At 54.4% G+C, this 13,566-nt stretch carries 11 protein-coding genes and 1 tRNA gene; 6 read left to right on the forward strand and 6 right to left on the reverse strand.

Features of this window, described 5'->3' with window-relative positions; genetic code table 11:
• Window positions 1-22: 22 nt before the first annotated feature.
• From cobA to ilvN, 3 genes are read right to left on the reverse strand one after another with little or no spacing between them, the layout of a single operon-like run.
• Window positions 23-1,546, reverse strand: coding sequence for a uroporphyrinogen-III C-methyltransferase (cobA, locus tag JIN87_RS24155; RefSeq protein WP_200358460.1), 1,524 nt, complete (start codon window positions 1,544-1,546; stop codon window positions 23-25).
• Complete coding sequence (hemC, locus tag JIN87_RS24160; RefSeq protein WP_200358462.1) at window positions 1,539-2,414, reverse strand: hydroxymethylbilane synthase; 876 nt, start codon at window positions 2,412-2,414, stop codon at window positions 1,539-1,541. Before hemC ends, cobA begins: the two co-directional genes overlap by 8 nt.
• Before the next feature lie 36 nt (window positions 2,415-2,450).
• Complete coding sequence (gene ilvN / locus JIN87_RS24165) at window positions 2,451-2,921, reverse strand: acetolactate synthase small subunit (protein WP_200358471.1); 471 nt, start codon at window positions 2,919-2,921, stop codon at window positions 2,451-2,453.
• Between the two features lie 143 nt (window positions 2,922-3,064).
• Here ilvN and JIN87_RS24170 point away from each other — a divergent pair.
• A tRNA-Val gene (locus JIN87_RS24170) sits at window positions 3,065-3,141 on the forward strand.
• 298 nt (window positions 3,142-3,439) lie between these two features.
• Window positions 3,440-4,297, forward strand: a complete 858-nt coding sequence (locus JIN87_RS24175; RefSeq protein WP_200358473.1) for a hypothetical protein — start codon at window positions 3,440-3,442, stop codon at window positions 4,295-4,297.
• A 256-nt stretch (window positions 4,298-4,553) separates the two neighbouring features.
• Here JIN87_RS24175 and JIN87_RS24180 read toward each other — a convergent pair whose 3' ends face one another.
• The 3 genes from JIN87_RS24180 to aspS form a co-directional block, all read right to left on the reverse strand.
• Window positions 4,554-4,892 carry a P-II family nitrogen regulator gene (locus JIN87_RS24180; RefSeq protein ID WP_200358475.1) on the reverse strand — a complete coding sequence of 113 codons (339 nt, stop codon included), beginning with the start codon at window positions 4,890-4,892 and terminating at the stop codon, window positions 4,554-4,556.
• 87 nt (window positions 4,893-4,979) lie between these two features.
• Entirely contained in the window at window positions 4,980-6,371 is a 1,392-nt protein-coding gene (locus tag JIN87_RS24185) for an ammonium transporter (protein ID WP_200358477.1), read from the reverse strand.
• Window positions 6,372-6,643: 272 nt separating this feature from the next.
• The gene (aspS, locus tag JIN87_RS24190; RefSeq protein WP_200358479.1) at window positions 6,644-8,449 is read right to left on the reverse strand and encodes an aspartate--tRNA ligase; all 1,806 of its coding nucleotides are present in this window, start codon (window positions 8,447-8,449) and stop codon (window positions 6,644-6,646) included.
• Between the two features lie 236 nt (window positions 8,450-8,685).
• Here aspS and JIN87_RS24195 point away from each other — a divergent pair, with 236 nt between their 5' ends.
• The 4 genes from JIN87_RS24195 (at window position 8,686) to lspA (ending at window position 13,187) form a co-directional block, all read left to right on the forward strand.
• On the forward strand, window positions 8,686-9,000 hold the full coding sequence (locus tag JIN87_RS24195) for a hypothetical protein (protein WP_200358481.1): 315 nt from the start codon (window positions 8,686-8,688) through the stop codon (window positions 8,998-9,000).
• Window positions 9,001-9,101: 101 nt separating this feature from the next.
• The gene (gene ileS / locus JIN87_RS24200; protein WP_200358483.1) at window positions 9,102-11,888 is read left to right on the forward strand and encodes an isoleucine--tRNA ligase; all 2,787 of its coding nucleotides are present in this window, start codon (window positions 9,102-9,104) and stop codon (window positions 11,886-11,888) included.
• A gap of 9 nt (window positions 11,889-11,897) precedes the next feature.
• The gene (locus JIN87_RS24205; RefSeq protein WP_200358485.1) at window positions 11,898-12,653 is read left to right on the forward strand and encodes a TraR/DksA family transcriptional regulator; all 756 of its coding nucleotides are present in this window, start codon (window positions 11,898-11,900) and stop codon (window positions 12,651-12,653) included.
• Window positions 12,654-12,662: 9 nt separating this feature from the next.
• Window positions 12,663-13,187, forward strand: coding sequence for a signal peptidase II (gene lspA, locus JIN87_RS24210; protein ID WP_200358487.1), 525 nt, complete (start codon window positions 12,663-12,665; stop codon window positions 13,185-13,187).
• Window positions 13,188-13,566: the final 379 nt, after the last annotated feature.

Raw genomic sequence — 13,566 nt, forward strand, 5'->3', positions numbered from 1 at the left:
CACGCTCCCACAAATCATAAACTTACTTACCGAAACGCTTAACCACCGCTTCGACAAGGCTATCCAAACTCGCTTCTTTCGCCTCTAGGTCAACCGGCATCCCGATTTGCTGCATTGTGGCAGAGGTGATCGGTCCAATACTGATCGTTTTTGGACGCACCGCCTCACCCGCAAGCTGCAGGTGTTTGGCTTGATCGATAAACGAACGAACACCGGACGAGCTGGTGAAGAGAATTCCATCCGCTCCTTGATCACGGAACATCTTGGCAGCCGGGTTTTCGCTCAAATCAGTCTGCTCTGTCTTGTAGACCTCGAAGCGGTCAACAATCGCGCGGGCCTCTTCAAGCTTATCGAGAAGAACATCTCGACCGAGGTTTCCAGCGACTACCAGGACCTTCGCGCTGTCCAAGCTATCGGTCGCCACCAACGCCTCCGCCAGGCTCTCGGCATTCGCCTGCTCCGGGATCAGGTCCGTCGTCACGTAATATTTCTTAATCTCCTTAGCGGTCGATTTGCCAACCGCCGCGATGCGCAAGAACCCAAGCGAACGAATGTCTTCAAATTTCTTGAAGAAAGCCTCAAAGAAATACCGAACCCCGTTCGGGCTCGAAAACACGACCCAGTCATAGGAAGCGATCTCAGAAAAAACATCCTCCGCCGTCTGCGGCTCCACGTTTCCGGTAATGGAAATAAGAGGCAGGCCAATCACTTCCGCTCCCAGCTTCTCCAGCATCGAGCTCAACTCGCTCGCCTGCCCTTGGCTACGCGTCACAACCAGCTTACGCCCCTGCAGCGGCTTCTTTTCAAACCATGACAAATCTTCGCTCATAGCAGCAGTCTCTCCTACAATAATGATGGCCGGAGCCTTTAACTTAAAAGATTTCGCGACCTCAGAAATCGTACTCAGGTTTCCACGACACACCCGCTGATGCCCCATCGTCGCCCATTCCACGCAAGCAACCGGGGTTTCTTCAGAAAAACCACTTTCAACCAGACGGGAAGCAATCCGGTCCAAGTTCCCGACTCCCATGTAGACGCAAATCGTGGAGTTTTCCTTGGGCAGATTCTCCCACTCAACCGTCGTATCCAGTTTTTCCGGATCCTCGTGGCCGGTTACGAACACGAGCGTCGCGTTCGTATTTCGGTGAGTCAGCGGAATTCCGCTGAAGGCCGAAGCCCCCATCGCCGAAGTAATTCCGGGGATCACCTCAAACTCAATCCCAGCGTCAGCGAGAGCCTGAGCCTCCTCGCCCCCACGGCCAAACATAAACGGGTCTCCTCCCTTCAAACGGACAACACGCTTTCCCTCATTGGCCTTAGCAAGTAGGATCTCTTGAATCTCTTCCTGCTTTTTCGAGTGGAACCCCTTGCGTTTGCCAACGCAGATTTGCTCGCAATCCGCGGGCAAAATGTGAGTGAACGCCGGATGGACAAGGTAATCGTAAACCAAGACCTCCGCAGTCTCGATCAAACGTTTGGCTCGCACGGTGAGGAGCTCGGGATTGCCCGGCCCCGCCCCTACGAGATAGACGATTCCTTTAGGCATCTTTCAGTTCCAGCTGCTCGATCAGATTCTTGGCGAGCATCTGATAGTGGCTAGCCACGTATTCCTGCGGAAGCTCCTTTGTCTCCTTGCCGCATTGCTTGTGGTAGATGCGGAGCTTGCCATCGACATAATTCACCGCGAACGCGACCTGACAACCTCCACCCAATTCTTCCAGAAAGGCTCGTTCGAGATTCACGGCAATCGCCGTCTCCTCATCCAAGTGAGCACGGAACGTATCCACGTCTTCCTCACGGCATTGGATAGCGACCGCCGCCTGTCCCACCGCAGGGACACATTCGTCAAGGGTGAGCGTGCGGAACGTCACTCCTTCCCAGGATTCTATTCCGAGACGATTCAAACCAGCCGAAGCCAGCACTGTCGCATCCGCATCACCTCGAGCGATCTTGTTGAGACGCGTATCCACATTTCCACGAATCTCAGTAAACTCAGCTTGCGGAAAAAGATAACGCAACTGGATCCGGCGACGCGGACTCCCCGTCGCAATCAGCTTAGGCTCTTCGACGCCTTCGCGCACCACCAAGACATCCTCGCAAGTCTGACGCGGCAGAAATCCAGCAAGAGCCAAACCTGCAGGCATTTCCGAAGGCAGGTCCTTCGCGCTATGCACCGCGAAATCCGCTCGCTTCTCCAAGAGGGCGTCTTCGAGCTCTTTGGTAAAGAGTCCTTTGCCACCTTGCTTTTCTAGCGACCACTCTTGGCGTTTGTCTCCAGTAGTCACCATCTTCTCGATACGGAAAATGGAATCTGGCATTCCGCGTTCGAAAAGCTCTTTGGCGAGATGGGTCTGAGCCATCGCCAAAGGGCTTTTACGTGTCGCGATGACGTACTCCCGAGCGGGCTTGATCATCTTAAAAAATACGGGAGCTAAAAGCGAAGCCGCAGCTTAGCGCTCCATAGCGAGGTTACCAGTACGACCGAGCTCGATGATACCGAAATCCTTCACGAGGTTGAGGAACGCAGTGATCTTGCCTTCATCACCTGTGATCTCAGCAACCACATCGTCGTGATTCACGCTGATAATCTTGGCACGGAAGAGCTCACAGATCTGGATGATTTCAGAGCGGTTCTTCGAATCCGTCTGCAACTTTACCATAACAAGCTCGCGAGAGACAGCCTGCCCACGCTTGAAGTCGTGCACCTCAACCACATTGATCAGCTTCTTGAGCTGCTTTGTGATCTGGTCGAGCACAGCGTCGTCACCACGCACCACAGCAGTCACACGGGAAAGCTCAGGATCGTGGGTCGGAGCCACGTTGAGGGTGTCGATGTTGAAACCGCGGCCGCTAAAGAGGCCGGCGATTCGCGCGAGGACGCCGAATTTGTTTTCTACGAGGACGGAGATGGTGTGTCTCATGACAGATGGATTTTGGAAAAAGGGCGCCTTCTTAGCCGAGCGGTTCCTCTCATGCAAGGAGCATGTTTCCCCGATCCGAAATTTCCTCAAATTTTGCCTTGCCAAGGGGCGCGAGCAGATTCTTATTTGCGGCCTTTCCCATCGGACGGGTAGCTCAGTTGGTTAGAGCAACTGGTTTACACCCAGTAGGTCGGGGGTTCGAGTCCCTTCCCGTCCACCATCCACTGCATAAAGCTCTGGATGGCACGCCGCTTAGTAATAGCAATAGGAGCGTTCCAAGGGACGAGATACCCAAACGGGTTCGACGGAGCGAAGCGAAGATGGGCAAACTGAAGGTTTGGGGCGAAGCCCTGAGCGCAGCGAATCAGTCCCTTCCCGTCCACCATCCACCGCTTAGCGGAGGATTCGCAAAATCGCCTCAGGCGAGTCAGCGACTTGAAACGATTAAGCTGTCAGCTTAAGTTCTGCTTGAAAGAGCTTCGGCATTCGAACATGCCCACATAGGTTAATCACCCCCCATGTCGCAAAGCGTCCCACCAAAGCCAGATCCAATCCCTATCACACCCTGGAAAAAAGGGATGCTGCTAGGAGTGGGAGCCCTTTTTCTAGGCACGCTTTTCGAATACTACCGCGGAGGGATCAACGAAACAGGCGGATGGCTATGGCCCATGCTATTCATCCCCCTCATCCTCTACTTGCTCGGAATCGTCTACGGCGATGTACCAGCTCGCTACTATGACCTGAAGGTCCTCAAGCCCTTCCCCGTCCCTTTCGCCCGCCAATTCGATCGCTGCGTCTTGGCTATTATCGTTCTCTACACCGGACTCTTCCTAAACATACTGCTATTGGCCGTATCGCTTCTGATTGGAGCGAAGCTGCTCCTCACCGTGTTCTACGTGCTCTACATGGTGCTCATGCTTGCCGAGTTGCCCAACTCCCTCCGCATTTTCCGCTTCATTCAGCACGTCAATACCGTGCAATACGTTTCAGTCATCCACCCAAACACCTTCAAGAAAGCGATCGCCTACTACTCTCCAGAGCAGGACAAACTCTGCGGCGAAGAGCTCCGCAAGCATCTGAAGGAACTCTTCGATAACATCTCTCGTGAAGCCAAGGAGCTCGTCATCGAAGCCTCCCCCCTTACCCGCGACCAGCAAATCGCCCTCAACCTCGCTGTACGCGCCGGCGAATCGATTCGACGCAGCCGCATCGCCAACAAGGACCACGAGTGCGAACGTCTCCGAGCCAACATCTTCGTCCTCGAAGCCCTCGAATCCCACGCCGGTCTCGAGCTCCCACAAGATATCCGACTGCTCCGAGATCGCGTCAAAGGCATCGAAGCGACGACAGAAGAGCCTAGAGCTAAGCAGGCGTAAAGCCTAGTTCGAACCGCTTGGCAGTAGCCATCACCCCCAAACAGGCACCTACCCTCCCTTTGGAAGTCGAAAACCACCGGCGGCTACCTTCGAAGAGTCCCGCATACACTCAAACGTGGCTTTCGCCGAAAGAGGGGCAGCCTGCCCTGCTCCTCAGTCACGTGCCGCACTCGGAAGAACAGAGGGTAAAACACAAAAAAACCGGCCTCCCATTTCGGGAAGGCCGGCTAGAAAGGAATAAACCGTTTGGCTTAAACTAGAGGGCGGAGTCGCCAGCTTCGTCAGTACGGATACGGATCGCTTCTTCGAGAGGTACCACGAAGACCTTGCCGTCGCCGATCTTGCCAGTCTTGGCAGACTTAACGATAGCTTCCGCAGCCTTAGAGACGACATCGTCTGGAACAGCGATCTCGATCTTAACCTTTGGAAGGAAGTCCACTGTATACTCGCTGCCGCGGTAGATTTCAGTGTGACCCTTTTGGCGTCCGAAACCCTTTACCTCAGTAACGGTCATGCCTTCGATGCCGATTTCCGAGAGAGCTTCCTTAACCTCTTCCAACTTGAAGGGCTTGATAATGGCTACAACTAATTTCATAGGGAAATAACTTTGAGGGTTAGGTGTTTAGTACGGATTGAGTTACTTTATGCAAGTAAATGTCCTTCTTAACCTTACATGACTCCCTTAGCGGGAAGTGATGGAGAAGTCTGGATAGGCTTCCTGACCATGCTCCCCGATGTCGAGACCTTCGAATTCTTCCTCTTCGGAAACGCGCACTCCCATCACAAGCTTGATGATGAAGAAGAGAGCGAAGGAGAAGATGAAGGCGAAAGCGTATACACCGATCACACCGATGAGCTGTGAGGAGAAGCTTGCACCGCCGAAGAAAGCAACTGCGAGCGTACCCCAGATACCAACTACACCGTGAACAGAGATCGCACCGACTGGATCGTCGATCTTGATCTTGTCGAAGAAGAGGATGGAGAAAACAACGATCACACCGCCGATTGCACCCATGATGATGGAATCGAAAGCGGAAACTGAGTCAGCACCAGCTGTGATACTTACGAGACCAGCCAAGAGACCATTGAGGGCCATGGAGAGGTCTGGCTTCTTGAGAACAACCCAAGAGATGATGATGGAAGAGATACCACCGGCTGCAGCTGCGAGCGCTGTAGTTGTGAATACGAGACCGAGTGGACCTGGGTTCGCAGAGAGAACAGAACCACCGTTGAATCCGAACCATCCGAAGAAGAGGAGGAATACACCAACTGCTGCGAGAGGCATGCTGTGACCGAGGATTGGCTTGATCTTGCCATCCTTGGTGTACTTGCCCTTACGAGGGCCGAGGATCATAACAGCTGCGAGCGCTGCTGCACCACCGAAGCCGTGTACTACTGTTGAACCAGCGAAGTCGTAGAAAGCTGCGTCGCCACCACCGAGAGTGGAGAGCCAGCCGCCACCCCAGTGCCAAGAACCAGCGATGGTGTAACCGAAGGCAACGAGGATTGTGGAGTAAACCATGAAAGAGGTGAGCTTAACGCGCTCAGCAACCGCACCAGATACGATTGTTGCCGCAGTCGCCGCGAACATCGCCTGGAAGATGAAGTCACCGTAACCAGTCATCGCGAGGCCGAGACCACCGTAACCGAAGGTGTCAGCGCCGTCAGCGTTGAGGTCGCCGATTGGGCCGTTGATTCCGAGCCAACCTGGGATCTGCCACGAATCGATCGGGTAGTGAGTGTTGAAACCGAGCAGAGCGTAAGTGATCAGACCGATTGAGATGATCCAAACGTTCTTAAAGAGGATGTTTACGGTGTTCTTGGACTGAGTCAGACCAGCTTCAAGAGTCGCGAAGCCGAGGTGCATGATGAAGACCATGGCCGCAGCGATCACTGTCCAAAGCATGGACACTGTGAAGAAGTCGAAGGCGTATGCGTACTCGCCTTGGGCTTCAATAAGCGCGTCGTAGTCGGCCTTGTAGTCGTCAGCGAATACCGAGGCGCTATCTAGACCTGCCATCGCAACCAGCGCGAAGAGCAAGATTCCAGGTGTTAAACGAAGGAGGTTTTTCATTAGGATCTATCAGTTGTTATTCAGGAATTGACGCTGCTTCATGCAGATCAACGACCGGGCGGCATTCAGCAACCAGCATGCCAATGAGTAACTTTCTCAAAGAAATCATTGGCTCCCCTCTAGAGATCCATGAAAAAAATTTGTGGTTAGCAGTGATCTAGGTAGATCTCGCTATCTCACGGCCGCTGCCCCTGCGCTCAAATGTAACCGAGCACAAAAAAGAGCCGCTCGATTTTGAGCGGCCCTCTCGGAAATAGATTTTAATGAAGAGCTTACTCTTCTTCGTCTGCCAAAACAGTGGTGTCGATATGCAGATCCTTGAGCTGCTTTTCCGTTACAGGCGTCGGACTGTCGGTCATGAGACATTGGCCCTTCTGCGTTTTCGGGAAGGCAATCACGTCGCGGATGCTCTTGAGGCCAGCGAGGATCATAACGAGACGGTCGAGACCGAAGGCAATGCCTCCATGTGGAGGTGCACCGTACTTGAACGCTTCTAGCATATAGCCGAAACGCTCCTGGACGACGTCCGCAGGAATCTTAAGCACGTCTTCGAAGACTTTCTTCTGGACTGCGGTCTGATGAATACGAATCGAACCACCGCCGAGCTCAACGCCATTGAGTACGAGATCGTAGTGCTGACCACGAACCTTCTTCGGATCGCTATCGAGGAACTCAACATCCTCCGCAACTGGAGCGGTGAATGGATGGTGCGTCGCCGCGTAACCACCACGCTCTTCATCGTAAGACATGAGCGGGAAGTCGATTACCCAAAGGAAATTGAACTGGTCTTCCGGAATCTCGAGGCGTCCACGCTTCTGCAGAAGCTGAGCACACTCCAAACGGATGCGGCCGAGGATCGCACACGCCTGCTCCCACTCGGAAGCTGCGAAGAAAACGATGTCTCCTTCTTCTAGAGAGAGACGCTCATTGAGAGCTGCCTTCTCTTCTTCGGAGAAGAACTTCACGATCGGCGACTTCCACTCGCCACCCGCTGCAACCTTAATAAAGGCGAGTCCCTTGGCTCCAAGAGACTTGGCAGCCTCCTCGAGAGAACGCATTTCGCCTTGGGTTACGTCAGCGAGAGTCGGTGCCTTGAAAGCCTTGACGACTCCACCCTTGGCAACGGTCGCCTGGAACACCTTGAAGGAAGAATTCGCGAACTCCTCAGAGAAGTCCTGGATCTCAAGATCGAAACGCGTATCTGGCTTGTCCACGCCGTAACGGTTCATCGCGTCATTGAAAGACATGCGCGGGAACGGCGTTGGAAGATCAATATCGAGCACATCCTTCCAGATCTGCTTCATCAAACCTTCCATCAGAGAGTACATGTCCTCGCGATCGATGAACGAAATCTCGATATCGAGCTGGGTGAACTCCATCTGACGGTCCGCACGAAGGTCCTCGTCACGGAAACAGCGAGCGATCTGGTAGTAACGCTCTACACCAGCGACCATCAGCATTTGCTTGAACTGCTGAGGAGACTGAGGAAGCGCATAGAACTCGCCCGGATTAATACGGCTCGGCACGAGATACTCGCGAGCCCCTTCCGGAGTACTCTTAAATAGAATAGGTGTCTCAACATCGATGAAACCGTTCGTGTCCATGTAGTCACGGATCGCACGAGTGGTGTCGTGACGCATGCGCACGACCTTATTCATCTTGTTGCGACGCAGGTCGAGGTAACGATAGCGAAGACGCATGTCCTCGTTCACCTTGTCACCCTTTTCGTCGTCGATCGGGAATGGCGGTGTCTCGGAAATGTTGTGAACAACAACCTCTAGCACCTGCACCTCGATCTCGCCGGTCGGCATCTTGTCGTTAACAGTACCTTCGGCGCGAGCTTCCACTTCACCGTGGAATTCGACGACTGACTCCGGCTTGAGGCTGTTGATCGCCTCGTTGAAATTCGCGTCATCGCTATTCGGATTGGCCTTAACCTGAGTCAGGCCTTCGCGGTCTCTTAGATCAATAAAGAGAATGCCGCCGTGATCGCGGATGGAATCCACCCAACCGATCAGCGATACCGATTTTCCAACGTCGCTAGCGCGAAGTTGGCCGCAATGATGTGTACGTTTCATAGCTCTTGGTCAAAAAGGGCAGCACATTGGGCAAATCCCTCCAGAGAAAGCAAACCCAATCTCCCTAGAGCTGAACGCAGGCCCAAATTAATGCACGAAGGTAGGGCTCGACCGCCGGGCGAGCCGCATTGCAGGAGCCCACTTAACGGCGTGCCCGGCGGTCACGCCCTACCCAACTGGCGCAGTTAAGGCTATGCTAACCCCGGCGCGACGCCCTCCGGCAAATCGCGCCTATTATGATCATCATTATCCGCGACGAATTGCTGAATCCACCGACTTGGATCACATCCTTCCGAGATCTCACCCTGCTTTGCAGCATGAGACTCGAGACCGACATCCTCATCGCAAGCGAGGACGTTGACCGCTACTACCACTGGCTACGCCACCGCGGCGCCATGGACTTTGTAGACGATTTCATCCCTCCCGGCCGAGAGGACGGGCTTCACATCGATATCGAGCCAAATTTCGCTCCATCCATCGTCACAGACCGGATCGTGCCAGAAAATACCCACCAACTTTTCCAAAGCATCCGTTCAGCATCAGGTTTTTAGCTAGAAAAACATCATCGTTTTCCCACTGAAACATTCACCGCTGCTCCTTTCTTGACACGTGACACCCCGTCCCCAGTATCCGCGCATTCTTAAAAACGGGCATGTCAGATAACTATAAAGATACCCTGAACCTTCCCAAGACAGCCTTCCCGATGAGGGCGAATCTCGGAAAACGAGAACCATCCAGAGTCGAGCATTGGGAAAAGATCGGGCTGTATCAAAAGCTGCAGGATAAGAACGCCGGTAAACCAGCCTTCATCCTCCACGATGGTCCCCCATTTACAAATGGAGAGCTCCACCTCGGCCACGCGCTGAACAAGACGCTCAAGGAAATCGTCCTGCGCTACAAAGCCTCCCAAGGCTTCCGCACCCCCTACCTCCCCGGCTGGGACTGCCACGGACTCCCGATCGAGCACAAGGTAACCAAGGAGCTACAAGCCGAAGGCAAAGACCTCCCAACCGCGGAACTCCGCGACAAGTGCGACGCATTCTCCGAGCACTGGATCGACATCCAACGCTCCCAGTTCAAGCGCCTCGGCGTTCTCGCCGACTGGGAAAACGAGTACAAGACCAAGAAACCAGCCTACGAAGCGGAAATCCTTCGCACGCTCGCTTCCTTCGTCGACCAAGACCTCGTCTACCGCAGCAAGAAGCCAGTCTACTGGTCCATCCCTTGCGCCACAGCGCTCGCCGAAGCCGAAATCGAATACAAGGAACACACCTCTCCTTCCATCTGGGTCGCTTTCGACATCCCATCGAAAGAGCAGTTCGGCATCGAAAAACCACTTTCCGTCGTCATCTGGACGACCACTCCTTGGACCATCCCGGCCAATCTCGCCGTCGCAGTCCACCCTCGCCTCACCTACGCATTCCTCGAAGCGGGTGATGCGGTCCATCTCGTAGCCAAGGATCTAGCAGAGCAATTCGCATCAGATCTCGGTCTCGAGGACTGGAAGATCGTAAAGGAGATCAAGGGAGAGGAACTCGAAAACGTCGAATCTCGCCACCCGTTTATCGACCGAGCGAGCCCGATCGTTCTCGCCGACTACGTCACCACCGAATCCGGTACCGGCTGTGTTCACACCGCCCCGGGGCACGGCCAGGAGGACTATATGACCGGACTCAAGTACGGCCTCGATATCTACTGCCCAGTCAACGACGAGGGTAAGTACGACGACGATGGCCAAGTCCCTGATTTCCTCGTAGGCGAATCCGTTCTCGAAGAAAAAGGCTGGGTGCCAGCCAACGGCAAGGTCCTCAAAGCCCTCGCCGAATCCGGAGCCCTTCTCAAGAAGGTAAACTACAAGCACAGCTACCCACACTGCTGGCGCTCGAAGACTCCTGTCATTTTCCGAGCTGTCGACCAATGGTTCGTCGCCATCGACAAGGAGGGCAAACGCGCCTCCGCGCTCGAATCGATCAAAGACGTCAAGTGGATCCCCGACTGGGGCGAAAAGCGCATCACTGCCAACGTGGAAGCTCGCCCTGACTGGTGCATCAGCCGCCAGCGCTCATGGGGCGTGCCCATCCCAGCATTTTACGACGACGAAGGCGAAGCCTACATGGACGCCGGCGTCATCAAAGCCATCGCTGACAAAGTCGCCACCGCCGGCACAAACCTCTGGTACACCTCTACGGCCGAGGAACTCCTCGAAGGTATCGAGCTACCAGAAAGCTGGCAGGGCAAGACACTCAAGGCCGGCACCGACACGCTCGACGTTTGGATCGACTCCGGAACGAGCCACTTCGCCGTCCTCAAAGACAACGACGACCTCGCCTGGCCATGTGACCTCTATCTAGAAGGCAGCGACCAGCACCGCGGTTGGTTCCAATCCTCTCTCTGGACTGGAGTAATCCGCGCTGGCCAAGCTCCCTACAAGAGCATCCTCACTCACGGCTTCCTCGTAAACGAAGACGGATCCAAGCTTTCCAAAAGCGATGGAGCGATGACGCTCATGCACTACATGGACAAGTTTGGTTCCGATGTGGTGCGTCTCTGGATCGCTTCAACCGATTTCCGAAACGACGTCGGCATCTCCGACAACATCCTGAGCGGAGTCGGAAACGCCTACCGCCTTTTCCGCAACACCCTCCGTTTCCAGATCTCGAATCTCTTCGATTTCGACTACGAGAAGCACGCTCTCCCAATCGACGAACTCCACGAGCTCGACCGATGGGCAGTGCACAAGGTTGGCGAACTCGCCGCCGCGACTGAAAAGGCCTACGACAACTACGAGTTCCACAAGGTCTTCCAGCTCTGCAACCAATTCGCATCGGTCACCCTCTCCTCCTTGTACCACGACATCCTCAAGGATCGTCTGTACACTTTGGCACCTGACCACAGCTTGCGTCGCTCGTCTCAGACCGCGTTCTACCACATCTTCAAGACCTTCGTCCGCATCCTGGGCCCAATAATGCCCTTCACCGCAGACGAGGCCTGGTCCTACTTTACCGCCGGGGAAGACTTCACTGAAGACGCCCTTGTCCTGCAAGATTGGCCGAGCGAAGCGAAGGAATGGCAGGACGAAAATCTCGCAAATGACTTCATCGAGCTCTTTGCCTTCCGAGATAAGGTAAATGAGAAACTCGAAACTCTGCGCTCAGCCGGTGAAATCGGACGCTCACTTGATGCGTATGTTTCCATCGCCGGAAATCCCGATGCAGAGGATTTCCAGCGCCTGCAACGCTACGAGCATGCTCTCGAGGAACTTTTCATCATCTCCAGAATCGAACTCACGGACCAATCCGCATCGGAATTGTCCGTCGCAGCCACCAAAGCCACTGGCGGCCGCTGTCCACGCTGCTGGAGATGGGAACCCCAACTTTCAAACGGTACAGAAAACACCGAGCTCTGCTCACGCTGTGCTGAAGCCTTAAAAAACGCCTGATTAAAAACTATGCCCGAAAAAGACACCCCCGCCAAAAAGAAAGCCACAAAGAAGGTAACCGCTAAGAAGAAATCAGCGGCTAGCGGATTCTCATTGGATGATGCCCTCGCCGTAGCAAGCACGCGCACCGAAGAGGACTCACAAAACAACGCCGACCTCGAAGCGAAGGAAGCAGCGCGCAAAGCGCTGGAAGAAGCAGAAGCTAAAAAAGAAAAGCAAAGCTTCGGAGCAGCCTCCCTCGCCGACATCCTCGGTTTCGATCCTGGCGCATCCACTCCTGAGACCAAGAAGCGCGACGAAAAAGACGTCCCTGCGGATCTCAAGAAATTCTACGACCTGCTCATCGGTCTCCGCGACCACGTAAAGCACGGTCTCAACGCCCACGCCGAAGAAACCCTCAAGCGCTCCAGCAAGGACGACGCAGGCGACCTCTCCGGCTACTCGCAGCACATGGCAGACGCCGGAACCGACACCTTCGACCGCGACTTCGCGCTCAGCATGGTATCCTCCGAGCAAGACGCCCTGCAGGAAATCGAAGCCGCTATCGACCGCATCTTCGACGGCACTTACGGCATCTGCGAAATGACCGGCAAGCGAATCCGCGACGAGCGTCTCATGGCGGTACCATTCACTCGCTACTCCATCAAGACCCAGGAGCAAATCGAGAAGAACACCTTCCGCGTTCGCAACCAAGGTGGCGGCGTATTCGCTGACGCGTCCTCTGAAGACTCCCTCAACTACGGATCAGACGACGACGACAACTAAACACACCACGTGTCTAGATTTTCCAAATACAGGCTGCTGCTGATTCTGGCAGCAGCCGTTTTGTTTCTCGATCAAGCCACCAAACTATGGGTGGTTGCAACCTTACCAGAAGGAACCTTCTGGGAGCCTGATCGCATCGACATCATCAGCGGCTTCTTCCACATCGTACATGTCACCAATACAGGAGCGGCTTGGTCGATGTTCTCCGGCCATACTTGGCCACTCGCCACAGTCGGGTTCCTCGCCCTCGGTTTTCTCTACCTGTTCAGAAAACAACTCGAGCTCGACAAACCAAAGATCCAGCTCGGTTACGGAATGATCATCGGTGGAATCATCGGCAATCTGATCGACCGTGTCCGTATCCAAAAAGTCATAGATTTCCTGGATTTCCAGTTTGGCGACTACCATTTCCCCAGCTTCAACATTGCCGACTCCGGCATCACCGTTGGCGTAGTCCTCTACATCTGGTTCTCCTTCCGCCAAACAAAGGAAGCTCAACCAACGGAAGCGATCGAAGAAAAAGAAGAGCAGTAAGCACTCCCCCCCGAGCAAGGCGCAGCAGCCACTTCCTGCAACCAGTCACACAGCACCCTCATAATCTGGATACAGGAGACTTTCTCAAACCAAGAGTCGGAGCGTTTATTCTGTCGAACGTTCAAGGTCGCCAACCGGCTTCGCCTCGGTACGCGAGAACATCCCATGTAAGCCCCTGCCGCTCGGTGATACTCGCCAATACAAAAAGAAAATCTTTCAGCGAGTTTGGCAGTTAAAGGAAAGCCCCACCCCAAGCCCCAAGCCGACCTCCACCCACTTTACCGAATCCCCAACATCCCCATTTCACAGGGTAAGCAGCGATTCGCAGGTCAAGCGGCTTGTCCTCAAGACGAGCGTTTGAGCCCGGTCAGCGATATTG

The organism is Pelagicoccus mobilis (assembly GCF_016595505.1).
Taxonomy (GTDB): domain Bacteria; phylum Verrucomicrobiota; class Verrucomicrobiia; order Opitutales; family Opitutaceae; genus Pelagicoccus; species Pelagicoccus mobilis.

Excerpts from the sequence above, each read along its gene's own strand:
- cobA (WP_200358460.1), bottom strand. The coding sequence starts at position 1,546 with ATGCCTAAAGGAATCGTCTATCTCGTAGGGGCGGGGCCGGGCAATCCC.
- hemC (WP_200358462.1), bottom strand. The coding sequence starts at position 2,414 with ATGATCAAGCCCGCTCGGGAGTACGTCATCGCGACACGTAAAAGCCCT.
- ilvN (WP_200358471.1), bottom strand. The coding sequence starts at position 2,921 with ATGAGACACACCATCTCCGTCCTCGTAGAAAACAAATTCGGCGTCCTC.
- JIN87_RS24175 (WP_200358473.1), top strand. The coding sequence starts at position 3,440 with ATGTCGCAAAGCGTCCCACCAAAGCCAGATCCAATCCCTATCACACCC.
- JIN87_RS24180 (WP_200358475.1), bottom strand. The coding sequence starts at position 4,892 with ATGAAATTAGTTGTAGCCATTATCAAGCCCTTCAAGTTGGAAGAGGTT.
- JIN87_RS24185 (WP_200358477.1), bottom strand. The coding sequence starts at position 6,371 with ATGAAAAACCTCCTTCGTTTAACACCTGGAATCTTGCTCTTCGCGCTG.
- aspS (WP_200358479.1), bottom strand. The coding sequence starts at position 8,449 with ATGAAACGTACACATCATTGCGGCCAACTTCGCGCTAGCGACGTTGGA.
- JIN87_RS24195 (WP_200358481.1), top strand. The coding sequence starts at position 8,686 with ATGATCATCATTATCCGCGACGAATTGCTGAATCCACCGACTTGGATC.
- ileS (WP_200358483.1), top strand. The coding sequence starts at position 9,102 with ATGTCAGATAACTATAAAGATACCCTGAACCTTCCCAAGACAGCCTTC.
- JIN87_RS24205 (WP_200358485.1), top strand. The coding sequence starts at position 11,898 with ATGCCCGAAAAAGACACCCCCGCCAAAAAGAAAGCCACAAAGAAGGTA.